This is a genomic window from Acinetobacter sp. 25-47-130, assembly GCF_056779705.1.
Window position 1 is genome coordinate 566,923 of record NZ_JBWYII010000001.1, and the last position, 23,168, is coordinate 590,090.

Below are 23,168 nucleotides of genomic sequence, written 5' to 3' on the forward strand. Positions count from 1 at the left end.
AAAGTATGGACATACAAGTTACAAAAGTAATATCTACGACAGCTTTATTTTTTCTGACAGCACTGATGGAAATATTAGGGTGTTACTTTCCATATTTGATCCTAAATCAAGGGCGTTCGCATTGGTTGTGGCTACCCACTTTTGTCGCACTCGCTGCTTTTGTGTGGTTATTGACTTTGCATCCAGCAGCATCAGGTCGAATATATGCTGCATATGGAGGTATTTATATTTGTTCGGCATTGTTGTGGTTAAAGTTTGTGGATCAAATGGATCTTACTAAATGGGATATCATTGGTGGCGGAGTGGTTATTTTCGGGGCGCTGATTATCATTTTACAGCCACAAGGCTTAATTCGGTGAGTTGTTATAGGAGAAAGTCTGTTTAATTAAATTAATAATAAATCGACCTTGAATATTTTTGAGAAAAATTTAGAAGCCTATTTAATAAAATTTACATAAAGGCTTTTTAAATTGGCATGAAATAAGCATATATTTTCCGCCTATAATTTTGAAATACTTCAGAGTTTCATCATTATTCGACAATAAACAATGTAATTAGAATAAGGATTTTTCATTTGTCTACAACATATTCCAAGCAAGAAAAAACCAGCCGTATCAAAGGAATTATTGGTGCAGCTTCTGGTAATTTAGTTGAGTGGTTTGATTTTTATATATATGCAGTATTTGCTGTATATTTTACCCAAGCTTTAACTGCGCCAGATATGGATAGTTCTACCCAAGCCATCTATGTGTGGGGTGTATTTGCAGCAAGCTTTTTTATGCGACCTATCGGTAGTTGGCTTTTTGGTCGAATTGCAGATAAACACGGTCGAAAAAAATCAATGGTCATCTCAATTATATTGATGGCTATAAGTTCTTTCATGTTTGCAGCGTTACCAACGTATGAGCAAGTGGGTATGGCTGCACCGTTTTTATTATTAATGGTTCGATTGCTTCAAGGCTTATCCGTTGGTGGTGAATATGGTGCTGTGGCGACTTATATGAGTGAATTGGGTTTAAAAGGTCAACGTGGCTTTTTTTCATCATTTCAATACGTAACGCTCACGGGTGGTCAACTCCTTGCAAGTTTATTGGGTGTAATATTCTTAGCTTTTATGTCTGAACAGCAGCTTTATGATGGGGGATGGCGAATTCCATTTATTATTGGTGGTGTTGCAGCAATTTTATCTTTATTAGCGAGAAGTAGATTAGAAGAGACTTTATCCAGTGATGAAAGTGATAAAGAAGATTCTGGTACACTTCGTGAGCTTTTTAAAAATCACTGGAAAACTTTCCTTTTGGTGGTTGGTTATACTTCAGCAGGCTCTCTTAGTTTCTATGTGATTACAGTTTACTCAAAAACTTACCTTACCAATATTGGAATAGATCCTAAAACGGTAGGGTTGATGATGACAGCCTGCATTTTTGTACTCATGGTGGCGCAACCATTCTTTGGTGCATTGTCAGATCGTATTGGTCGCAGAAATTCTATGCTGTTATTTAGTGGTCTGATGGCTATATTTATCTATCCAGTCATGGCAATCGGGATGAGATATTTTAGCGAAACTCCATTCATTGTCGCGATGCTACTGATTTTCCTGATGCTATTGCTTAGTTTGTATACCTCTATTGGCGGTATTGTAAAAGCTGAAATGTTTCCTCCGCATGTACGTGCGTTGGGTGTAGGTTTCTCTTATGCGATAGGTAATGCCGTATTTGGTGGTTCTGCACCTTCTGTTGCCTTGCAGTTTAAGGCCGCAGGAATTGAAAATTCATTTTTTATTTACGTGATCATTATTTTAATCGTATGTTTCTTTTGTAGTTGGCAACTTCCCAAAGAACCTAAATATTTAAAAGATGATCATTGAGATTTAGAAAATAAAAAAGCACCCGAGGGTGCTTTTTTAGTGGATGAAATTAATCTTTTTTTAAGCTTTCATTGATGAGGAACTCAACAAGTGCTTTTTGAGCGTGAAGGCGGTTTTCAGCTTCATCCCATACCACAGCATTTTTGTGATCGAGCATATTTTCTGAAATTTCTTCACCGCGATGGGCAGGTAAACAGTGCATAAATAAACAGTCTGGATGAGCAAGATCCATTAGACGTTCATTGACTTGAAAATCAGCAAAAGCTTTTTCACGAATTTTTTGCTCTTCTTCTTGTCCCATGCTGGCCCAAACATCAGTAACGATAAGGTCGGCATTCACTGCAGCATCTTCAGCAGAGTCTACAACTTCGGCGCAGTGCGCGAATTCAGAGAGAAATTCAGGTTTTGGTTCATAACCTTTTGGTGATGCAATCTTAAGTTTAAAGCCCCACATATGTGCAGCTTCGATATATGAGTTACACATATTATTACCATCACCAATCCACGCAACGGTTTTGCCTTGGATAGCGCCACGGTGTTCTACGAATGTTTGAACATCAGCAAGCAATTGGCAAGGGTGGTGATCATCGGTCAGTGCATTAATAACTGGGACTTTAGAATATTCTGCAAAACGTGTGACAATATCGTGGCCAAAAGTACGAATCATCACAATATCAAGCATGCTTGAAATAACGCGAGCTGAATCTTCAATCGGTTCGCCGCGACCTAATTGCGTATCCCGGGACGAGAGGAAAATTGCGCTACCACCAAATTGGGTCATACCCGCTTCAAAAGAAACACGGGTACGTGTGCTCGATTTTTCAAAAATCATTCCCATTACTTTACCAACAAAGGGTTGGTAGACTTCATGATTATGCTGCATGCGTTTTAATTCTATAGCACGATCAATAATGCGATTTAATTCTGCAGTTGAAAGGTCACGTAAAGTAAGAAAATGTCGTAGAGCCATGGTTACTCCACAATCATTGTTTCGTCAAAATAGTGAATGAGACGACCAATAATTGTTGGTTGATGAAAAAAAACGAGAATCGACTAATATACTATATGTAAAGAGAATTGCAAAAAAACTAGACTTTTTGGTGCCCATCTAGGAAGCGATCGACAGAATAGCTGATGTATTCGATGGTTTCTTGATCGGTTTCAAGTACTGGTATCCCCATTAAAATTTTCCATTCTAAATTTCTTAAGATTCCAAAATATAATTGAGCAGAAAATAAAGGATTTTCACATTTTAACACACCAAGTTTATGCGCATTTTCTAATGCATTTGCGATCGCTAACTGGATATGTTTAGGGCCTTTTTCGTGCAAATAAAGAGCAAGTTCTGGATTTTTTTGGGATTGCTCAATCACGAGGCGCATAAAGGCAGTATGATCTTCTTTTTTAATGTGGCGATGAAAGTTAAGTAGTGTATGTATCAGATAAGATCTAAAATCGCCATGATCTGGATCATATGCAACACAGATATCTTTAAAAAAGAGTTCACGTCGATAATCACATATAGCAGTAAAAAGGCCTTCTTTGCCGCCAAAATATTTATAAATAGATGCTTTGGAGCCTCCAGCATGTTGAACAATATCATCCAAAGACACAGCATCGTAGCCACGTTCCAAGAATAGCGTATTGGCGCTTAGCAATAATGCTAAACGTCGTTCTTGACCACGGCGAGTATGGGGCATATCACAACCAGAAGTTTCAATATGCGGAAATGGATGTTGCATGCAGTAACAATAGCGAAAAATGAAATTGAAGATGGAGTATAACAAATTAAAGCACTTAACGCCTGACACTCAAAATAATAACAAAATCAAAAAATGAATGATAATTCATTTTTATATGACTAAAGTTTTAGAGCAAAAATACTAAACGGTCATATATCAAACTAAATTTATAGATATACTAAAAACTCGATAATTATAGTAAACACTGTGGAAAGGAATATGACAGAACAATCGTCTGCAGGCTTAAGATTTAGACAAGCATTAGAAGTGGAAAAGCCATTACAAATCATCGGAACTGTAAATGCATATGCAGCAATGATGGCAAAACAAGTTGGCTATAAAGCAATTTATCTATCAGGCGCAGGTGTTGCAAACTATTCCTATGGTCTTCCTGATTTGGGAATGACGAGTTTAGATAATGTGCTTGAAGATGTTCGTCGTATCACTGAACGTGTAGATACGCCTTTGCTTGTGGATATTGATACAGGTTGGGGCGGTGCATTTAATATTGCACGAAGTATCAAGCAAATGATCGCTGCTGGAGCTGCTGCTGTTCATATTGAAGACCAAGTTGCGCAAAAACGCTGCGGACATCGTCCGAATAAAGAAATTGTGTCACAACAAGAAATGGTAGACCGTATTAAGGCTGCTGTTGATGCAAAAACTGATTCTAATTTCGTGGTCATGGCACGTACGGATGCGCTGCAAAAAGAAGGGCTTCAAGCCGTCATTGATCGTGCATGTGCATGTGTTGAAGCTGGAGCTGATGCTATTTTTGCGGAAGCGATGACTGATATAACGATGTATAAAACAGTCTGTGATGCTGTAGGTGTGCCTGTGCTAGCGAATATCACTGAATTTGGTGATACCCCTTATTATACAACCGAAGAGCTAGCAGAACAGGGGATTTCAATGGTGTTATACCCATTGTCTGCGACACGTGCGATGCAGAAAGCAGCATTAGAAGTGATGCATTCAATTCGTAAAGACGGCACGCAAGTGAATGTTATTGATAAAATGCAACAACGAAAAGAATTATACGAGTTCCTTGATTATCATACTTTCGAAAACACACTAGATAAGCTATTCACTCAGGAGAAATAAAAAAATGGCTGAAGGAAAAGTATTGACTGGCGCAGGATTGCGTGGACAAGTCGCAGGTAAAACAGCACTTTCAACCGTTGGGAAAAGTGGTGCAGGCTTAACATATCGTGGTTATGATGTTCAGGATTTGGCGGAAAATTGCCAATTTGAAGAAGTTGCATATTTAATTTTCTTTGGTGAACTACCTACGGCGCAACAACTTGCGGACTATAAAGCAAAACTAAAATCACTGAGAGCGTTACCGCAAGCATTAAAAGAAGTGCTTGAACGTATCCCAGCAGATTCACATCCTATGGATGTTATGCGTACAGGTGTTTCTATGTTGGGTAACTTAGAAACAGAACAGTCCTTTGGTGAACAGCAAGATATAGCTGATCGTATTTTGGCAACATTGCCAGCCATTATTTGTTATTGGTATCGATATAGCCATGATGGTGTTCGTATCGAAGAAAATACTGATGACGACTCAATTGGTGCTCAATTCTTGCATTTATTGCGTGGCGAAAAACCTAATGAATTGCATGAACAAGTCATGAATGTTTCTTTAATTCTCTATGCAGAACATGAATTTAACGCTTCAACATTTACGGCACGTGTGTGTGCTTCGACGTTATCAGATTTACATTCGTGTATTACAGGTGCGATTGGTTCTTTGCGTGGTCCACTGCATGGCGGTGCAAATGAAGCGGCAATGGATATGATTGAGCAATGGAAATCTCCTGAAGAAGCTGAGCGCGAAATGCTGGGTATGCTCGAACGCAAAGAAAAAATCATGGGCTTTGGTCATGCAATTTACAAAGACAATGATCCACGTAATGGGATTATTAAGGTATGGTCTGAGCGCTTGGCTAAGGACGTAGGAGATACTGTTTTATATCCAGTATCAGTACGTTGTGAAGAAGTCATGTGGCGAGAGAAAAAATTATTCTGTAATGCTGATTTCTTCCATGCTTCTGCTTATCACTTTATGGGTATACCAACGAAACTATTCACGCCAATTTTTGTGATGTCTCGTGTAACAGGATGGGCGGCACATGTGATGGAGCAACGTGCGGACAACCGTATTATTCGCCCAAGTGCGGATTATACAGGACCTGAATTGCGCAAAGTTGTACCAATTGAACAACGTGCTAGAAAAGCATAAAAAAAGCTCCTTCGGGAGCTTTTTATTTTATTGAGCTGAGTAAAATGGCATCTTGTTTTTCGTAGCCTGTTTCAGTAGGAATACCCATATAACTAATAACTGCAACGCGATAATTGGAGAAAGTGTGAGGAAATGCGTAAAGTTTTTTGATCTGAGGTAAATTACGATGATATCGAATATTCTCGAATTGTTGGCTTTTATACATTGAAGGTTTAGAACTTTGGCTGAGTTGTACCTGAGATTGGAATTTACTTACTTTAATTTCAGGCACGTTTAACCAAAAATTTCCAGTCTGTTCTCTTTGTTTATTTAATTTTAGGTTAGCAGTCTTGGGGCTTAATGGCGCTGGTTTGACAAGGCGAGCTTGAATACTTTGAATTTTACGAAGCGTATGCTGAGTTTCAGTAATGTGATTTCGGCTATTTAATGGGGTATAAATGGATTGAACCTCAATCGCTTTATGTGGGTTTCTGCTGTTGAGCAAATAATAATAAAGTGTTGGTGGTCGACCAGATTCATCATGGTAATGGCGTAAATAATATATTTTCTGATCTTTAATATCTGAACCTAGTATTTCTATTGTCTCCGGACCGCCGACTGTGGCAAAGGAGGGTGAAGAAATAAGGCAGAAGATGATACCTAGATAAGTTTTATGCTTTAAGTGATTATTGTTCATTTGGACTCATCTTTTTGTATTTTATATTGAGCATGATTTAAAATTTTAGAATTATGATAAAGAATAGGTTAATCAATTGTGTTGATTAACCTAAATCTAGAAGTTTACTCGGCAGTAGTGCTTACAACTTCATCTTCATCATCTTCAGCAGTATCCATTCCTAATTCTTTTAGCTTACGAGTCAAGGTATTGCGACCCCAACCTAAAAGCTCAGCAGCATGGCGTTTTCTTCCTCGAGTTTGTTGTAGTGCAGCATTAATTAAGGTGCGTTCAAACATAGGCGTGGCGATATCCAATAATTTCATTTCGCCATTTTTGAGTTTTTGTACAGCCCACTGACTAAGCAACTCATCCCAATGCTGAATAGTGATACGATCTGCTTGATTGTGTGGATGATTTGGATCATCAGATTTTTGGATTGGTAGTTGTTTTAACTCAGAAGGAAGATCTTCTGGGTAAACCTCTCTTCCAGTAATCATCACTGTCAGCCAGCGACATGTGTTTTCAAGTTGACGTACATTACCTTGCCAGGGCAACTGTTTCATGTATTCAATAGTTTCTGTACGTAAAATCTTTGGACTTACACCAAGTTCTTTACCTGCTCGTGCGAGAAAGTGTTGTGCGAGCATCGGAATGTCTTCCGAGCGGTGAGCAAGTTTAGGAATATGAATACGAATTACATTCAGACGATGATAAAGATCCTCACGGAAGCGTCCATCATGTACTAATTTTTCTAGATCTTGGTGAGTCGCAGCGACAATGCGGACATCAACACGCACTGGAATGTGTCCACCGACGCGATAAAACTCGCCATCAGCTAAAACACGCAATAAACGCGTTTGGGTTTCGAATGGCATGTCCCCAATTTCATCAAGGAATAATGTACCGCCATTGGCTTGCTCAAAGCGACCTTGTCGCTGAGTATTAGCGCCAGTGAATGCACCTTTTTCATGACCAAATAATTCAGTTTCAATCAAATCTTTCGGAATGGCAGCCATATTAAGCGCAATAAATGGCTTGCTGCTACGTGGTGAATGACGATGCAATGCATGAGCGACTAACTCTTTACCTGTACCTGACTCACCATTAATTAATACCGTAATGTGTGATTGCGACAAACGCCCAATTGCTCGGAAGACTTCCTGCATTGCAGGAGATTCTCCAATGATCTCAGTTGATTGAATTGGCTGTACGGTTGATTTCGCAGATTCTTGTTGTTGGAGCTTATTAATGTGCATGATGGCACGATTGACAAGTGCTAAAGCCTCATCAATATCAAATGGTTTTGGTAAATATTCAAAAGCACCTGTTTGATAGCTTGATACTGCTGACTCTAGATCCGAATGTGCCGTCATGATGATCACAGGTAGATCAGGATAATGACCTTTGACTTTAGCAAGAAAAGTGAGTCCATCGATTCCTGGCATGCGTATATCAGTCAAAATTACATCCGGTGTATCATCAAGCAATTGATCCAGTGCAGATTGAGCTTCTTCGAAACTGGTAACATCTAAACCTTCTTCTTTAAATGTTTTTTCTAGAACCCAACGCATGGCGCGATCGTCATCTATTACCCAAATTTTATTTCGCGACATGGTTTAACTCCCAAGGTATATAAAGACTAAATACGGTTTTGCCTGGAACAGATTGGCATTCAATCATTCCATTGTGTTGATGTATAATATTTTGCGCGATGCTCAGACCTAAGCCTGTTCCTTTAGCGCGTCCTGTGACTAATGGATAAAATACGGACTCTAAAATTTCCTCTGGAACGCCAGGGCCGTTATCTTCGATATCAATTCGAACAGTTGAGCGATGTAAAGTTCCGTTAATCGTGACAAGGCGATGAATACGTGTACGCAGGGTTAATTCCGGTTGAGTGTCTTGAAAAAACTCTTTGTTTTCAGTCATGGCCTGAACAGCATTTACACTGATGTTCAACATCACTTGAATAAGTTGATCCCGATCTGCTTCAACATCAGGTAAGGAAAGATCATAATCACGAGTAATTTTAATTTTCTTTTTTGTTTGATTCACAATTAACGAACGAACACGCTCCAAAGGCTCGTGAACATTTACAGGTTCATAGCTTGGTAACTGCCGAGAGCCGAGCATTGTGTCAGCAAGATTTCTCAGGCGATCTACTTCACTAATAATAATGTCCGTAAATTCTTTATATTCAGGATCATTTAAACTACGTGCCAATAATTGAGTTGCGCCACGTATGCCCCCTAATGGATTCTTAATCTCATGCGCGACACCTCTGATTAATTGGCGTGCGACCTGATGTTGTTGAATAAAATTTTCTTCTTTAGAAATTTTCAACATTCGATCAATTGGATTGAGTTCAATCAGAAGGAGGGGGTGATAACTTTTGCCAGTGTTAAGTTGGGCAACAGAATAGTCAACATGTACATCTTTAAAGTTCACAATAATAGTCGCTTCACGGCGGGTATAAGCTTGCCCCGTGAGTAATGTATTTGTGAGCGCTTCTTCGGTGTTAAATGAATCACCTGGAGATTGTAAAATACTGAGCACAGATTGACCTGATGCTCTTAATAAGCTGATATCAAAGAGTGCTTCACATGAGGAATTTAAATAAAAAATATTTAATTCACTATCGACTAAAAGTATCGCAGTGCTCAAGTTGTCTACGAGTAAACGGTAATCAATCGTTGGTTGTTGATTCATTAACCTCAAAATCCTGTCTTAAAATAGAGCAATTGCATCTATGTGTTTTTCCATCACTGCTCACAAAGAGGGAGTTATTTAATTTTAACGTCCTCAAATAAAGCAAAATATGAGCCAACTTCGTTTGAAATCGTTAAAAACAACTAAAATGAACTCATTTATTAAGAAAAAAAGCGCGAAGCGATTGCAAAATATTCATGCAAAGTTGGGTTTATTTAATAATGCATCATATTGGTGCGATTGCAATATTTTTTAAAATTTATGGGAATATTTTGGTGCGTTATGCAAAGAGTGGGGTTTTCAACTGTTTTTATGAATTGAAAAGACATACAATACGCGGATTCTAGTGGAGCGCAGATTCATGAAATCCCCCAAAGTCGGTTTTGTTTCTTTAGGTTGTCCTAAGGCATTGGTAGATTCCGAGCGAATTCTTACTCAGTTAAAAACTGAAGGTTATGATGTAGCGTCGGATTATGACGGTGCTGATTTAGTTGTTGTTAATACCTGTGGTTTTATTGAATCTGCAGTACAAGAGTCATTAGACGCGATTGGTGAGGCGATGAGTGCGAACGGTCGCGTCATCGTAACAGGTTGTTTGGGTAAAGATGAAGAAAAAATTCGTCAAATGCATCCAAACGTACTTAAAGTTACTGGTGCAGCAGCTTATCAAGAAGTAATGGAAGCTGTGCATCAATATGTTCCTGAACCTCCTAAACATAATCCGTTTATTGATCTTGTGCCAGAACAAGGTATTCGATTAACACCAAAACATTATGCATATTTGAAGATATCTGAAGGCTGTAACCACCGTTGTACCTTCTGTATTATTCCAAGTATGCGTGGCGATCTCGTATCTCGCCCAGTTGGTTCTGTATTAGAAGAAGCGGCGGCTTTAAAACGATCTGGTGTAAAGGAAGTCTTGGTTATTTCTCAAGATACTTCGGCATATGGTGTAGATACAAAATACAAGCTTGATTTTTGGAATGGTCAGCCTGTAAAAACTAAGTTCTATGATATGTGTGAAGCATTAGGTCAATTGGGTATTTGGGTGCGTCTGCATTATGTCTACCCATATCCACATGTTGATGCGGTTATCGATTTGATGGCAAAGGGTAAGATCTTGCCTTACTTAGATATTCCATTCCAACACGCTAGCCCTAAAATTTTAAAACTAATGAAGCGTCCAGCGCATAGTGAAAACACGCTAGAGCGTTTAAAAGTTTGGCGTGAAAAGTGTCCTGATTTAGTCATTCGTTCAACATTTGTTGTTGGCTTCCCGGGTGAAACTGAAGAAGATTTCGTGCAACTTCTAGATTGGTTGAAAGAAGCTCAGCTCGATCGCGTTGGTTGTTTTACATACTCTCCAGTTGAAGGTGCAACTGCAAATGATCTGCCAGATCATGTGCCTGAAGAAATTAAACAGGAACGCTACGAACGCTTTATGCAGGTTCAGCAAGAAATTTCTGCTGCAAAGCTACAAAAGCGTATTGGTCAAACCATGACCGTGCTGGTTGATGATCTAGAAGAAGAGTTTCCAGTTGCAGTAGCGCGTTCTTATGCAGATGCTCCAGAAATTGATGGAAATGTCTTTGTAGAAGATATTGATAAGAGCAAGATTAAAGCAGGTGATTTACTGGTTGTTAAAATCACTGATGCGGATGAATACGACCTTTATGCAGAATTGATTGAAATTAAAACCGCATAATTGTTTGAAGTAATACATATAAATGAATTCGGATATTGGAGTTTGTAATGTTAGATTCTAAAAAACCACGCTTTGGTCGTATTCTGCTAAAACTTTCGGGTGAAGCGCTAGCAGGCAATAAAGATATGGGTATCGACGCACAAGTGCTTGATCAAATGTCTTTATCTATTGCTCACTTGGTTGGTCTAGGTGTGCAAGTTGGTATCGTTGTGGGTGGTGGTAACCTTTATCGTGGTAGCCAATTACAGCAAGATGGGTTGGTTGGTCGTGTAACAGGTGATCAAATGGGTATGCTAGCAACTGTGATGAACGGTTTGGCGCTACGAGATGCATTGGTACGTCGTAATATTAAAACCCGTTTAATGTCAGCATTACCAATCGGTACAGTTGTAGAATCATATTCTAGCCGTGATGCGATTCGTCATTTAAATAATGGTGAAGTTTGTGTGTTTGTGGCAGGTACTGGTAATCCATTCTTTACGACAGATACCGCTGCTTGCTTACGTGGTATTGAGATTGAGGCCAACTTAATTCTTAAAGCGACGAAGGTAGATGGTGTCTACAATAAAGATCCAAGCAAATACGAAGATGCTGTTAAATATGATGCATTAACATTTGACCAAGTCTTAGATGAGAAACTTGGTGTAATGGATTTAACCGCGATTTGCTTATGCCGTGACCATAATGTTCCACTTCAAGTATTCGATATGAATAAATCAGGTGCGTTATTGTCAGTGGTTATGGGTGAAAAAGAAGGTACTCACGTTACTAATTGATGTACGTGGCTTTCAAAGCTATTTATACTAAACACTATTTTGATTTAAATTTTGAGAATTAGGTAAGGAAGATCACATGATTAACGATCTTAAAAAAGATGCTGAAGAGCGTATGAATAAATCATTGGACTCATTAGAGCATGGTTTTGCTAAAGTTCGTACAGGTCGTGCACATCCATCAATTCTTAACGGCGTAATGGTTCCTTACTATGGCTCTGATGTGCCATTAAACCAAGTTGCTAACATTGGTGTTGAAGATTCGCGTACATTGCTTGTTCAACCTTTCGAGCGCACCATGGTTGCTGCAATCGATAAAGCAATTCGTGAGTCAGATTTAGGTTTGAACCCAATTACTGCTGATTCAATTCGTGTACCAATGGCGGCATTAACTGAAGAAACACGCCGTGATATGCAAAAAGTGGCACGTAACGAGGCTGAAAATGCAAAAGTTGCGATTCGTAATATTCGCCGTGATGTATTAGGTGATATTAAAGCGTTGTTGAAAGAAAAAGAAATTTCTGAAGACGATGAGCGTCGTGCTGGCGATGAAATCCAAAAAATCACAGATAAATTTGTTGCTGAAGTTGAAAAGCGTTTAGCAGCAAAAGAAGCTGAGTTGATGAAGGTCTAAGCTATATAATGACCATCTCAGCAGAGCTTCTGCCACAACATGTTGCCATCATTATGGATGGCAACAATCGTTTTGCAAAAAAGAAACATCTACAAAAAGGTGGTGGACACCGTGAAGGAAAAAATGTCCTTGATCCGATTGTAGAGCATTGTCGTAAAGTGGGTGTAAAAGCACTTACTGTTTATGCCTTCTCAAGTGAAAACTGGAATCGACCTCAATATGAAGTTGATTTGCTCATGAAATTGTTGCAAGAGACGATTAATGAACAAATTCCTCGAATGATAAAGTTTCAGATTGGGCTCAGATTCATCGGGGATCGCTCTCGTTTATCGCCAGAATTGCAACAATTAATGTTGCAAGCAGAACAAAGGACTGCTACTTTCACAGAAATGACGCTCACAATTGCTGTGAGCTATGGTGGAATGTGGGATATCGCACAAACTGCTAAAACAATCGCACAACTCGTCAAAGAACAAAAAATTGATGTTGATCAAGTTGATGTTGATTTGTTTGCTCAGCATGTCAGTTTAGGTGACTTACCTCCAGTCGACTTATTGATTCGTACTGGTGGTGATTATCGATTGTCTAATTTTTTATTATGGCAATCTGCATATGCTGAGTTGTATTTTACTGAGACGTTGTGGCCAGAATTCACAACAGAAGAATTGGATCATGCCTTTGGTGTGTTTTTAGGGCGTGAAAGGCGCTTTGGAAAAACCTCTGAGCAGGTCCAACAAGAGAAAATAGAGAACTAATAATGTTAGAGCGGATAATTACCGCATTGATTTTAGTGGCTGTAGTCTTGAGCTGTATGTTTGCAACTACATCCATTTATCCAATGTTAGCGTTAATGATTATCGCTGCCGGGGGGGCTGGCTATGAGTGGTTTAAACTCATGCCTCGTCAAACTGATCAAGTGAATAAATTTAAAGCAGGATGCTTTGGTGTAATCACTGCGGTATTTTCTGCAATTGCGCTTTATTTTGATGATCTAGTACTGCTGTTGTGGAGTGCTTCGATTATTACTTGGGTTATTACCATTTATTGGGTTAAGCAATATCCTCTTTATGATGCGTGGTATAAAACTTCACTGAATTGGATTGGTGTAGTGATTATTAGCGCTGCAGTATCGGCAATATACGAAGTCTGGATAAGTTCACCTTGGTGGCTCATGTATCTATTCCTCTTAGTGTGGGGTGCTGATAGTGGGGCGTATTTTGTAGGTAGGAAGCTTGGTAAGCGTAAGCTTGCACCTGAGGTGAGCCCGAATAAATCTATTGAAGGGTTAATCGGTGGTGTAATTACAGTCATCATTGTTATCTTATTTGTACAATTTAACTATTTAGATTTAACCGCAGTAGAGCATATTCTATTTTTACTCCTATCTGTGCTGACAGTATTTAGCTCAGTTCAAGGTGATTTATTTGAATCAATGATTAAGCGTCGTGCAGGTATTAAGGATTCAGGTCGTATTTTGCCTGGTCATGGTGGTGTATTAGATCGCATTGACTCATTGCTTGCTGCCGCACCTATTTTTGCTGCGGGAATATTTGTTTTAAAACTTGTTGGTGTAGATTTATAGATGTCTCAATCAGTATGTATATTAGGTGTAACGGGTTCAATTGGACAAAGTACCTTAAAAGTCATTGATCGACATCCAGAGAAGTACAATGTTTTTGCGGTATCTGCATTTAGTCGTGTAGAGCAGTTAAGCGAAATATGTCAACAATATCATCCACAGTATGCTGTTGTACCTTCAGGCAAGGTGGATGAACTACATCAATTTTTCAAATTAAAAAATATCACTTCAACCGAAATTCTCTCTGATGAGTTGGGTTTAATCGCTGTTGTTGAGCATCCTCAGGTTGATATCGTGATGGCGGCGATAGTGGGTGCGGCAGGATTATTGCCAACACTCGCTGCTGTTCAAGCTGGTAAGCGTGTTCTTCTAGCAAATAAAGAATCGTTGGTGATGTCTGGTGACATCATGATGAAGGCCGCTAAAGAGAATAAAGCCTTATTATTACCTGTAGATTCTGAACATAACGCAATATTTCAGTGCCTGCCTCAAAATTATTTACAATTAGATACAGGTGGTAAACCCCAGTTAGGTGTTTCACAAATTTTGTTGACTGCTTCTGGCGGTCCATTTTTGCATCATACGCTAGATGAGCTCAGTAATGTGACACCTGCACAGGCTTGTAAGCACCCTAATTGGTCAATGGGCCAGAAGATATCAGTTGATTCGGCAACGCTAATGAACAAAGGTCTCGAGTTGATCGAGGCCTGTCATTTATTTTCAATTCAAGAACATTTTGTTACAGTGGTTGTGCACCCACAAAGTATTATTCACTCAATGGTTCAGTATGTTGATGGTAGTACTTTGGCTCAAATGGGTAATCCTGATATGTGTACGCCGATTGCACATGCATTTGCATGGCCAGATCGGATTGAAACACATGTTCCTCCGCTAGATTTATTTCTAAACGATACGCTTAATTTTATGCAGCCTGATACTGTACGCTTTCCAGCGTTGCAATTGGCTCGTGAAGCAATGAAATCTGGAGGATTGGCGCCTGCGATCTTAAATGCTGCAAACGAAATCGCGGTTGAAGCATTTTTAAAAAATAAAATCAAATTTTTAGATATTCCTAAAGTTGTTGAATCCACTTTGAACCATATTCAAAATTCAAATGCTGATTCTTTAGAGCTAATCCTAGAGACTGATGCGCTTTCACGTCGCTATGCTATTCAACTCACGAATTCACTGAGTACCTAAGATGAATATACTTTTCATTATCGTCGCGGCTATTTTGCTTCTAGGTCCATTGATTGCAATTCATGAATTTGGACATTACTGGGTAGCACGAAAACTTGGCGTTAAGGTTCTTGTGTATTCAATTGGATTTGGTCCAACAGTTCTAAAGTGGACTTCTAAAAAGTCAGGCATTCAATATCAGCTCTCTGCATTACCTTTAGGTGGTTATGTAAAAATGCTAGATGAGCGTGAAGGTAATGTAAGTGCAGAAGATTTACCTTATGCGTTTAATCGGCAATCCCCTTTAAAACGAATTGCAATCGTTGCTGCGGGACCACTTGTTAATTTAATTTTTGCTGTTTTACTTTTTTGGATTCTGTTCTTACCAGCTCAGGAACAATTAAACACTCGAGTTGGTAAAGTGATTGAAAATACGCCAGCCGCACAAGTAGAGATGCGTTCTGGTGATAAAATCATAGCAGTGGATGGAACTGCGACGCCAACTTGGGAAAAATTGAATTATGCGCTGATTGATCGCGTAGGTGAAACTGGTACGATTCAAATTCAAGCTGATCGTGATGGACAGGTGCAAACTTTTAATTTACCGATTCAGCAATTTCTAAAAGATCAGTCTCAATCACCTTTGGATGTCTTGGGGTTTTTACCATATCGACCTCATGTTCAACCAGTTGTGCATAAATTATCTGAAGATGGTGCTGCTATACGCCAAGGGATGAAGGAAGGTGATGTAATTGTCGCGATTGATAATAAAAAAATTAACGATTGGTTTGAAGTTGTTGATATAGTACAAAAATCACCAGAAAAACTATTGAATATTGAAGTGATGCGTCAAGGTGAGATTGTTCAATTAAAGGTCATGCCTCAAGGAAAGCGTGACAATATGGGCAATACGACAGGAATGTTGGGAGTGCAAGCTCAATCTGGTCAGATCAATATTCCTGCTGAATATAAGCATACAATTCAATATAATCCAGCGGAAGCTTTCGTGGTTGCGGTTGAAAAAACGGGTCAATTATCTTCTATGATACTTGGCTCAATTGTCAAAATGATTCGTGGATTGATTGGGTTGGATAATCTCTCGGGTCCAATTACGATTGCTAAAGTTGCAGGTCAAAGTGCTGAAATGGGGTGGCAAACTTTCATTTCATTTATGGCATTAATGAGTGTAAGTTTGGGGATATTAAATTTGCTTCCGATTCCGATGTTGGATGGTGGGCATTTAGTTTATTACATAATTGAATTAATTCGTGGTAAACCTGTTTCTGAACAAATACAATTGGTTGGATTAAAAATTGGTATGGTGTTGCTGGGAAGTATGATGTTTCTCGCAATATTTAATGATTTTATGCGTTTATAAGCGTTATAGATGGATAATTAACTTACTGGAAAACAATAGGCATGCAGCACAAACATTTATTTATGCCATTGGCACTCGTTAGCGCAATGGCAGCAGTACAACAAGTATATGCAGCAGACGAGTTTATCGCGCGGGATGTGCGTGTTGATGGATTAGTTCGACTAACGCAGGCTAATGTACTCGCAATGTTACCGGTGAATGCTGGGGACCGCATTAATGATCCAGTGATTGCGAATGCGATTCGTGCCTTGTATGCCTCTAATTCGTTTGATGATATTCAAGCTTTCAAAGAAAACGATGTTTTGGTTTTTAAAGTCGTTGAACGTCCTATTATTTCTAAAATCAATTTCAAGGGTAATAAGCTCATTCCAAAAGAAGCCTTGGAAGATGGCTTGAAGAAAATGGGTCTAGCTGAAGGTGAGGTGCTCACTAAATCTGCACTTCAGACGCTAGAAACCGAGCTTGAACAACAGTATTCACAACAAGGTCGCTACAATGCGGATATTCAGGTTGAAACTGTTGCAAAAGCCAATAACCGTGTTGATGTCAATATTAATTTCATTGAAGGTAAACCAGCTAAAGTTTTTGAAATTAATTTAATTGGTAATACTGTATTTAAAGACGATGAAATTAAGCAAGTCTTTGCTGTCAAGGAAAGCGGATGGTTATCTGTCATTTCCAGAAATGATCGCTACGCGCGTGAAAAAATGGCAGCAAGCCTTGAAGCATTAAGAGCTTTATACCTTAATAAAGGTTATATCAATTTTGAAATTACCAACTCTAATTTGAATATCAGTGAAGATAAAAAAAATATTTTCATTGAAGTTTCAATGAATGAGGGTGAGCAATTTAAATTTGGTGAAACCAAATTTTTAGGTGATGCTTTATATAAAGACGAAGATCTTCGTGCACTAAAGATTTATAAAGATGATGCAACTTACTCACAAGAGTTGGTGAATGCAGTAAAACAGTTGTTACAGCGTAAGTATGGTAATGCTGGTTATTACTATGCTGAAATTAATGTTGTGCCTCAAATTGACAATGAAACAAAAAAAGTTAATTTGAATTATTACATCAATCCGGGTCAGCAAGTTACGGTTAGACGTATTAATTTTACAGGTAATACCAAGACTGCTGATGAAGTTTTACGTCGTGAAATGCGCCAGATGGAAGGTGCATTAGCGAGTAACGAAAAAATTGATCTTTCAAAAGTCCGTTTAATGCGTACTGGATTTTTCAGTAAAGTAGATGTTAAGCCAGTACGTGTTCCGGGGGCGCCTGATCAGATTGATTTGAATATCGCTGTTGAAGAACAACACTCAGGATCAAGTACTTTAGCTGTGGGTTATTCGCAAAATGGCGGTATCACGTTCCAAGCAGGTTTAAGTCAAACTAACTTCTTAGGTACAGGTAACCGTGTAGCGATTGATCTTTCTCGTTCTGAGACACAAGATTATTATAACCTAAGTGTTACTGATCCATACTTTACAATTGATGGTGTCAGCCGTGGTTACAATCTCTATTATCGTAAGACGAAATTAGACGAAGACTATAACGTTAACAATTATGTTACAGATAGCTTCGGTGGTGGTCTGAGCTTTGGTTACCCTATTGATGAGAATCAGAGCTTAAGTGCTGGTATTAATATTGATCAAACTGAAGTAACGACTGGTCCATTTGTTTCTACTTATGTACGTGATTATTTACTTGCCAATGGGGGTAGGGAAACAAGTACTGGTAAGTATTGTCCAGTCGACTTAGAGCCAATTAAAGATGATAACGGTAATGTAATTGGTTATGAACCTTGCTCTGAACCTGAAGTTGAGTACGGTAATGAGTTTAAAGGTGATTTCTTTACTTATAGTTTAAATTTAGGTTGGTCTTATAACACATTAAATAATCCACGCTTCCCAACGTCGGGTATGTCTCATCGTGTTAATGCAGAGATTGCATTGCCGGGCAGTGATGTTGAATATCAGAAGGTAACATACGATACTCAAGCCTTTATTCCTTTAGGAAAGGATTTTGTATGGCGTGGTTATGGTAAGGTAGGTTTCGGTAATGATTTACCATTCTATAAAAACTATTACGCTGGTGGTTATGGGTCTGTTCGTGGTTATGATAATAGTACATTAGGTCCAAAATATCCGAGTATTACAGATGCTGCTCTAACTCGAGAAGATAGAAACCCTGAAGAGGTGGGGGGTAATGCATTAGTTCAATTTGGCACTGAATTAATCTTACCAGTTCCTTTTAAAGGCGACTGGGCGCGACAGGTCCGTCCTGTTATTTTTGCTGAAGGTGCTCAAGTGTTCGACACTCAATGTGACGTACCTACTGGAAATATTTATTTTGGCGCAACCAACCCGACGGCATTCGATGCTAGACAGTACTGTAAAGATAACTTTGGCTTCGATGCCGGAAATATGCGTTATAGTGTTGGTGTAGGCTTCACATGGATTACGATGATTGGTCCACTATCATTAAGCTATGCGTACCCACTGAATGATAAGCCTGGTGATGAAACTAAGTCTGTTCAATTTGAAATTGGTCGTACTTTCTAGTACGGCCTTTTGCCTTAAAAGGAATAATAATGAATATATTTAAAACAATGATATCAACGGCTTTACTCACATCTGTAGTTGGCTTTGCACATGCAGCAGGATATGGGGTAATCGATTTAGAAAAAGTGGTAGAAAATAGCACGTATTTAAAGCAGCAGAATGCTCAGCTTGAGCAGACAATTAAACCGCAAACGGTAAAGTTGGAACAGTTAGGTAAAGAAATTGAAGCTTTGGCTAAATCAGCTCAAGCCAATCAATCGAATGCCCAGCAACTATCCTCTCAATATCAAACGAAGATGAACGAATTTCAATCTTTGCAACAGACTGTTCAATCACGTGTTCAAAGCACCATTCAAAATACAAACAAAGTTTTTGACTCAAGGATTAAACAAGTTGCTGAACAATTGCGCAAAGAAAATAATCTTGATTTAGTTTTAAATAAAAATGCTGCCTTGGCATATGACCCAAAATACGATTTAACTGCTAAAATGATTCAAAAGGTTAATGCAATCAAATAGTCAATGAAATCAAATCAATTTCGTCTCGATCACTTGGCCAAACTTGTACAAGGCCAAGTTATTGGTGATGCAGATCTGTTGCTAGAGGGTCTTGCAAGTTTAACTCAAGCGAACTCAAACCAAATTTCTTTTGTAAATTCTGATAAGTATTTAGACGAAGCGATTTCATCTCAAGCAGGTGCCTTAATTGTCACTTCTGAGATGCAGGCTCAGCTTAATCAGCATAATAATTTTATTGTCGTACAAAATCCGTATCTTGCTTTCGCGATTTTAACTCATGTGTTCGAATCTAAAACTGTGCAACGTGGTATCGAGGCCACCGCAGTAATCGATCCGAGTGCTATGATAGGGGATAATGTATATATTGGACATTATGTGGTGGTTGGCCCGCATGCCGTGATTGGTTCAAATACAGTCATTCATTCGCAAACTAAAATTGATGAGTATGTTGAAATCGGTGAGGATTGTTTCATTGATTCGCATGTCACGATTACGGGTCGATCTAAAATTGCTAAACGTGTTCGTATCCATGCGAATACCGTAATTGGAGGAGAGGGTTTTGGCTTTGCTCCTTATCAAGGTAAGTGGAACCGAATTGCTCAACTCGGGTCTGTTCAAATTGGAAATGATGTCAGAATTGGTTCCAACTGTAGTATTGATCGTGGCGCTTTGGATGACACTATACTTCATGATGGTGTGATTATTGATAATCTTGTGCAAGTCGCACATAACGTTCAAATCGGTGAAAATACTGCAATTGCTGCAAAATGCGGTATTGCAGGCAGTACTGTGATTGGCAAAAACTGTATCCTTGCAGGTGCTTGTGGTATCTCAGGACATCTAAAAATTGTAGATAATGTGACGCTAACTGGAATGTCAATGGTCACAGGTAGCATTTTAGAAGCTGGTACATATTCTTCAGGAATGGGATTGCTCGAAAATTCTCGTTGGAAACGAACAGTTGTTCGTCTAAGACAATTAGCAGATGTGCCATTGACCAAATTAGTCAAACAAATAGATGATATGCAGGCTCAGTTAGAGTCAATCGAATCAACTTTAAAATTGCGTAAATAATATGACAGAGTCTACTTTATCTTTTTCAATTCCTGAATTGCCGATGAATATTCAAACAATTCGTGAATATTTGCCGCATCGTTATCCATTTCTATTGGTAGACCGTGTTACAGAAGTGACTGAGAATGGAATTGTCGGATTTAAAAATGTCTCCATAAATGAAGAGTTTATGCAAGGTCATTTTCCAGGTTATCCAATCATGCCGGGTGTCTTAATCGTTGAGGCGATGGCACAAATTTCTGGCGTTCTTGGCTTTATCATGAACAATGAAAAACCCAAACCTGGTTCACTTTTTCTTTTCGCTGGCGCTGAAAAAGTTCGTTTTAAAAAACAAGTCGTTCCTGGTGATCAACTCGTGTTAAAATCAGAGCTTGTAATGCAGAAACGTGGTATTTACAAGTATCTTTGTAGTGCGAGCGTTGATGGTGTAATTGCAGCGACAGCTGAAATTATTATTTCTCATCAGAAATTAGAGCAAGCATGAGTAACAGTGATTTAATCCACCCTACAGCAATTATTGATCCTACGGCAACGATTGCTTCTGATGTAAAAATTGGTCCTTATTCGATTATTGGTCCTCATGTGACGATTGATAGTGGGACAGTGTTACATTCTCATGTGGTGGTTGGTGGATATACTCGCATCGGTAAATCAAACGAAATTTTCCAGTTTGCCAGTGTGGGTGAGGTGTGTCAGGATCTTAAGTATGCTGGTGAAGAAACTTGGCTTGAGATTGGCGACAACAACAAAATTCGTGAGCATTGCAGTCTGCATCGCGGTACAGTGCAGGATCAAAGTATTACTAAAATTGGTAGTAATAATCTGTTGATGGTCAATACGCATATTGCGCATGACTGTGTGGTGGGTAATAACAACATTTTTGCAAACAATGTTGGTGTCGCAGGTCATGTGCATGTTGGTGACTTCGTTGTTGTCGGTGGCAACTCCGGTATTCATCAATTCTGTAAAATCGACTCATACAGCATGATTGGTGGAGCATCATTGATTTTGAAGGATGTTCCTGCTTATGTGATGGTGTCTGGTAATCCGGCGCATGCATTTGGAATGAATGTAGAAGGTATGCGTCGTAAGGGTTGGTCCAAAGATGTAATCAATGGTTTACGAGAATCATTTAAGTTGATTTATAAAAGTGGTCTGACGACACAACAAGCCATTGAGCAGATTACTGCTGAAATTTTACCAAATGTTTCTGAAGCTCAGCTCCTCATAGATTCTCTAAATGAATCTAAGCGCGGTATTGTTCGTTAAGAGCTTTTGCTAGCAATAAAAAGACATCTTATGATGTCTTTTTTATTTAACTTTTTTTGAAATATCCAGCTTCCTCTGAGTCAGGATAGGTGCTTAGTAGTTTATTTTTATAAATTTCAGCAGTTTGAGCGTTTTTATTTACATCTTTCGCGATGCTATACAGCTGATATAAAGATCGCGCTGCTTTTCCTGAATTTGGAAACTTCGAAGCGACAGTTTCATAGTGTTTTCTTGCTTCTTCATAATTGGGTGGTTCAATTGCTAAATTGAATTCAGCTAACCAAAAATAGGCATTACCTGTATACACACTATTTGGATTGTTACGTACAAAGTTTTGCATAGGTGCAATGGCTTTTTTTGCGCCACCTTGTTTGTATGCATCTAAGGCAACTGTATAAGCCGCTTTATCAAGTTCTTGTTGGTTGGTTTGATTCAAGTTCGTTGCATTTTGTGATGCTGTGGTATTGGAGTTAGTGCTAGTGCTTGGTGCAGTTGGCTCGTTAGGAATGGGTGGCGCAGCATTAGGATCATCGGCATTGGACTCCTCCACAGGATCAATTTTTTGTTGAAGGAGTTCTAATCTTTGATCTAGATCTGTATAGCGATTTTTTAATTCGTTGGTCAGTTGATTAATTTGATGTTCTTGTTCTTCTAATTTGCCTTGAAGTGCACGAATTTGATTTTCTAAGCGTTGATTTTGTTGGATAAGCTGCCAACTGGTGTTGGTAGGGGCTGTAGCGGTGTTATTCGCTGCGACTGCTGTTTGGTTCAAACTCGAATTTTGGCTTAATCCTTTTGATTCGATAGGAATATTGGCAAAAACTGATGTTGAGCTCATCAATGCTAGTGCAAGAAAAGTACGCTTATTGAGCATGTTCATTATTCCATTTGTGTCCATACTCAAATTTGAACTTTGAGTATTTTCAATTCTTAATAATCAGATCATTAAAAACGTCATAGCATTTAAAATCAATATAAATTTACAATGAAACTGTATAAATGAAGAAATTTAAGTTGAAGTTATTTAGATGAAAAATATCAAGTTTGTTGTTAATAGATTAGTAAATATTCACTTGAACTTTTTTAGTGCCTTTAAAGCCCATTATGGTCTTGCAAGATCGTTAAAAATCTCTATACTCTGTTCTTGCAATGGTAGCCCTGCTGGTGGCTTCGCAATTGTACTCTGAGAACCCCGCCAGGACCGGAAGGTAGCAACGGTATCAGAACTATAATGTGCCGGAGTTTTGCTAGTAGGGTTGCCACCATTATAA

General features: G+C 38.8%; 22 protein-coding genes and 1 other RNA gene. 17 read left to right on the plus strand and 6 right to left on the minus strand.

From position 1 onward, the window contains the following. Nucleotides 1-5: 5 nt before the first annotated feature. Both AC1M83_RS02745 and AC1M83_RS02750 read left to right on the plus strand, forming a co-directional pair. The gene (locus AC1M83_RS02745) at nt 6-359 is read left to right on the plus strand and encodes a YnfA family protein (RefSeq protein WP_092766358.1); all 354 of its coding nucleotides are present in this window, start codon (nt 6-8) and stop codon (nt 357-359) included. A gap of 215 nt (nt 360-574) precedes the next feature. Beyond that, the gene (locus AC1M83_RS02750; protein WP_092766357.1) at nt 575-1,867 is read left to right on the plus strand and encodes an MFS transporter; all 1,293 of its coding nucleotides are present in this window, start codon (nt 575-577) and stop codon (nt 1,865-1,867) included. 49 nt (nt 1,868-1,916) lie between these two features. Here the strand turns inward: AC1M83_RS02750 and argF are convergent, their stop codons facing one another. Together argF and AC1M83_RS02760 are read right to left on the minus strand one after the other, a co-directional pair. Then, a complete protein-coding gene (gene argF / locus AC1M83_RS02755) occupies nt 1,917-2,837 on the minus strand; it encodes an ornithine carbamoyltransferase (protein WP_092766356.1) in 921 nt (306 codons plus the stop codon). A gap of 118 nt (nt 2,838-2,955) precedes the next feature. Next, on the minus strand, nt 2,956-3,609 hold the full coding sequence (locus AC1M83_RS02760) for a TetR/AcrR family transcriptional regulator (RefSeq protein ID WP_092766355.1): 654 nt from the start codon (nt 3,607-3,609) through the stop codon (nt 2,956-2,958). A 219-nt stretch (nt 3,610-3,828) separates the two neighbouring features. On the opposite strand from AC1M83_RS02760, the gene prpB reads away from it, so the two are divergent. Then, nucleotides 3,829-4,713: a methylisocitrate lyase gene (gene prpB, locus AC1M83_RS02765; protein WP_035263679.1), complete on the plus strand. Its 885-nt coding sequence runs from the start codon at nt 3,829-3,831 to the stop codon at nt 4,711-4,713. A 4-nt stretch (nt 4,714-4,717) separates the two neighbouring features. Further along, nucleotides 4,718-5,857, plus strand: coding sequence for a bifunctional 2-methylcitrate synthase/citrate synthase (prpC, locus tag AC1M83_RS02770; protein ID WP_481589946.1), 1,140 nt, complete (start codon nt 4,718-4,720; stop codon nt 5,855-5,857). Between the two features lie 22 nt (nt 5,858-5,879). Here the strand turns inward: prpC and AC1M83_RS02775 are convergent, their stop codons facing one another. The 3 genes from AC1M83_RS02775 to glnL all read right to left on the minus strand — a co-directional run bounded on the left by AC1M83_RS02775 (nt 5,880) and on the right by glnL (nt 9,224). Then, nucleotides 5,880-6,533: an aminotransferase gene (locus AC1M83_RS02775; protein WP_481589947.1), complete on the minus strand. Its 654-nt coding sequence runs from the start codon at nt 6,531-6,533 to the stop codon at nt 5,880-5,882. A 104-nt stretch (nt 6,534-6,637) separates the two neighbouring features. Next, nucleotides 6,638-8,128 carry a nitrogen regulation protein NR(I) gene (gene glnG, locus AC1M83_RS02780; protein ID WP_481589948.1) on the minus strand — a complete coding sequence of 497 codons (1,491 nt, stop codon included), beginning with the start codon at nt 8,126-8,128 and terminating at the stop codon, nt 6,638-6,640. Beyond that, nucleotides 8,115-9,224, minus strand: a complete 1,110-nt coding sequence (glnL, locus tag AC1M83_RS02785; protein WP_481589949.1) for a nitrogen regulation protein NR(II) — start codon at nt 9,222-9,224, stop codon at nt 8,115-8,117. The genes glnG and glnL overlap by 14 nt, the downstream gene beginning before the upstream one ends. 361 nt (nt 9,225-9,585) lie before the next feature. On the opposite strand from glnL, the gene rimO reads away from it, so the two are divergent. From rimO to lpxA, 12 genes are all read left to right on the plus strand, one after another. Beyond that, on the plus strand, nt 9,586-10,929 hold the full coding sequence (rimO, locus tag AC1M83_RS02790) for a 30S ribosomal protein S12 methylthiotransferase RimO (RefSeq protein WP_481589950.1): 1,344 nt from the start codon (nt 9,586-9,588) through the stop codon (nt 10,927-10,929). A gap of 47 nt (nt 10,930-10,976) precedes the next feature. After that, a complete protein-coding gene (gene pyrH / locus AC1M83_RS02795; protein WP_035263670.1) occupies nt 10,977-11,705 on the plus strand; it encodes a UMP kinase in 729 nt (242 codons plus the stop codon). Nucleotides 11,706-11,781: 76 nt separating this feature from the next. Beyond that, nucleotides 11,782-12,336: a ribosome recycling factor gene (gene frr / locus AC1M83_RS02800; RefSeq protein WP_035263669.1), complete on the plus strand. Its 555-nt coding sequence runs from the start codon at nt 11,782-11,784 to the stop codon at nt 12,334-12,336. Between the two features lie 8 nt (nt 12,337-12,344). After that, entirely contained in the window at nt 12,345-13,091 is a 747-nt protein-coding gene (uppS, locus tag AC1M83_RS02805) for a polyprenyl diphosphate synthase (RefSeq protein WP_481589951.1), read from the plus strand. 2 nt (nt 13,092-13,093) lie between these two features. Then, nucleotides 13,094-13,918, plus strand: coding sequence for a phosphatidate cytidylyltransferase (locus tag AC1M83_RS02810; protein WP_481589952.1), 825 nt, complete (start codon nt 13,094-13,096; stop codon nt 13,916-13,918). Further along, nucleotides 13,919-15,115, plus strand: coding sequence for a 1-deoxy-D-xylulose-5-phosphate reductoisomerase (ispC, locus tag AC1M83_RS02815; RefSeq protein ID WP_481589953.1), 1,197 nt, complete (start codon nt 13,919-13,921; stop codon nt 15,113-15,115). A 1-nt stretch (nt 15,116) separates the two neighbouring features. Next, complete coding sequence (gene rseP, locus AC1M83_RS02820; RefSeq protein ID WP_481589954.1) at nt 15,117-16,472, plus strand: RIP metalloprotease RseP; 1,356 nt, start codon at nt 15,117-15,119, stop codon at nt 16,470-16,472. A 41-nt stretch (nt 16,473-16,513) separates the two neighbouring features. Further along, nucleotides 16,514-19,036 (plus strand): outer membrane protein assembly factor BamA, encoded by a 2,523-nt coding sequence (bamA, locus tag AC1M83_RS02825; RefSeq protein WP_481589955.1) that lies wholly within the window; start codon nt 16,514-16,516, stop codon nt 19,034-19,036. Between the two features lie 29 nt (nt 19,037-19,065). Beyond that, a complete protein-coding gene (locus AC1M83_RS02830; RefSeq protein ID WP_179998091.1) occupies nt 19,066-19,554 on the plus strand; it encodes an OmpH/Skp family outer membrane protein in 489 nt (162 codons plus the stop codon). Between the two features lie 3 nt (nt 19,555-19,557). Beyond that, complete coding sequence (gene lpxD, locus AC1M83_RS02835; protein WP_092766345.1) at nt 19,558-20,628, plus strand: UDP-3-O-(3-hydroxymyristoyl)glucosamine N-acyltransferase; 1,071 nt, start codon at nt 19,558-19,560, stop codon at nt 20,626-20,628. A gap of 1 nt (nt 20,629) precedes the next feature. Next, complete coding sequence (gene fabZ, locus AC1M83_RS02840; protein ID WP_035263658.1) at nt 20,630-21,112, plus strand: 3-hydroxyacyl-ACP dehydratase FabZ; 483 nt, start codon at nt 20,630-20,632, stop codon at nt 21,110-21,112. After that, the gene (gene lpxA, locus AC1M83_RS02845) at nt 21,109-21,897 is read left to right on the plus strand and encodes an acyl-ACP--UDP-N-acetylglucosamine O-acyltransferase (protein WP_035263657.1); all 789 of its coding nucleotides are present in this window, start codon (nt 21,109-21,111) and stop codon (nt 21,895-21,897) included. Before fabZ ends, lpxA begins: the two co-directional genes overlap by 4 nt. Before the next feature lie 46 nt (nt 21,898-21,943). Here the strand turns inward: lpxA and AC1M83_RS02850 are convergent, their stop codons facing one another. Next, the gene (locus AC1M83_RS02850) at nt 21,944-22,771 is read right to left on the minus strand and encodes a YbgF trimerization domain-containing protein (protein ID WP_180027808.1); all 828 of its coding nucleotides are present in this window, start codon (nt 22,769-22,771) and stop codon (nt 21,944-21,946) included. Between the two features lie 285 nt (nt 22,772-23,056). On the opposite strand from AC1M83_RS02850, the gene ffs reads away from it, so the two are divergent. Further along, an RNA gene (gene ffs, locus AC1M83_RS02855) (signal recognition particle sRNA small type) lies at nt 23,057-23,153 on the plus strand. Nucleotides 23,154-23,168: the final 15 nt, after the last annotated feature.

Excerpts from the sequence above, each read along its gene's own strand:
- lpxD (WP_092766345.1), top strand. The coding sequence starts at position 19,558 with ATGAAATCAAATCAATTTCGTCTCGATCACTTGGCCAAACTTGTACAA.
- bamA (WP_481589955.1), top strand. The coding sequence starts at position 16,514 with ATGCAGCACAAACATTTATTTATGCCATTGGCACTCGTTAGCGCAATG.
- frr (WP_035263669.1), top strand. The coding sequence starts at position 11,782 with ATGATTAACGATCTTAAAAAAGATGCTGAAGAGCGTATGAATAAATCA.
- rimO (WP_481589950.1), top strand. The coding sequence starts at position 9,586 with ATGAAATCCCCCAAAGTCGGTTTTGTTTCTTTAGGTTGTCCTAAGGCA.
- AC1M83_RS02745 (WP_092766358.1), top strand. The coding sequence starts at position 6 with ATGGACATACAAGTTACAAAAGTAATATCTACGACAGCTTTATTTTTT.
- uppS (WP_481589951.1), top strand. The coding sequence starts at position 12,345 with ATGACCATCTCAGCAGAGCTTCTGCCACAACATGTTGCCATCATTATG.
- pyrH (WP_035263670.1), top strand. The coding sequence starts at position 10,977 with ATGTTAGATTCTAAAAAACCACGCTTTGGTCGTATTCTGCTAAAACTT.
- AC1M83_RS02830 (WP_179998091.1), top strand. The coding sequence starts at position 19,066 with ATGAATATATTTAAAACAATGATATCAACGGCTTTACTCACATCTGTA.
- AC1M83_RS02760 (WP_092766355.1), bottom strand. The coding sequence starts at position 3,609 with ATGCAACATCCATTTCCGCATATTGAAACTTCTGGTTGTGATATGCCC.
- prpB (WP_035263679.1), top strand. The coding sequence starts at position 3,829 with ATGACAGAACAATCGTCTGCAGGCTTAAGATTTAGACAAGCATTAGAA.
- argF (WP_092766356.1), bottom strand. The coding sequence starts at position 2,837 with ATGGCTCTACGACATTTTCTTACTTTACGTGACCTTTCAACTGCAGAA.
- lpxA (WP_035263657.1), top strand. The coding sequence starts at position 21,109 with ATGAGTAACAGTGATTTAATCCACCCTACAGCAATTATTGATCCTACG.
- AC1M83_RS02810 (WP_481589952.1), top strand. The coding sequence starts at position 13,094 with ATGTTAGAGCGGATAATTACCGCATTGATTTTAGTGGCTGTAGTCTTG.
- prpC (WP_481589946.1), top strand. The coding sequence starts at position 4,718 with ATGGCTGAAGGAAAAGTATTGACTGGCGCAGGATTGCGTGGACAAGTC.
- AC1M83_RS02775 (WP_481589947.1), bottom strand. The coding sequence starts at position 6,533 with ATGAACAATAATCACTTAAAGCATAAAACTTATCTAGGTATCATCTTC.
- glnL (WP_481589949.1), bottom strand. The coding sequence starts at position 9,224 with ATGAATCAACAACCAACGATTGATTACCGTTTACTCGTAGACAACTTG.
- fabZ (WP_035263658.1), top strand. The coding sequence starts at position 20,630 with ATGACAGAGTCTACTTTATCTTTTTCAATTCCTGAATTGCCGATGAAT.
- ispC (WP_481589953.1), top strand. The coding sequence starts at position 13,919 with ATGTCTCAATCAGTATGTATATTAGGTGTAACGGGTTCAATTGGACAA.
- glnG (WP_481589948.1), bottom strand. The coding sequence starts at position 8,128 with ATGTCGCGAAATAAAATTTGGGTAATAGATGACGATCGCGCCATGCGT.
- rseP (WP_481589954.1), top strand. The coding sequence starts at position 15,117 with ATGAATATACTTTTCATTATCGTCGCGGCTATTTTGCTTCTAGGTCCA.
- AC1M83_RS02850 (WP_180027808.1), bottom strand. The coding sequence starts at position 22,771 with ATGCTCAATAAGCGTACTTTTCTTGCACTAGCATTGATGAGCTCAACA.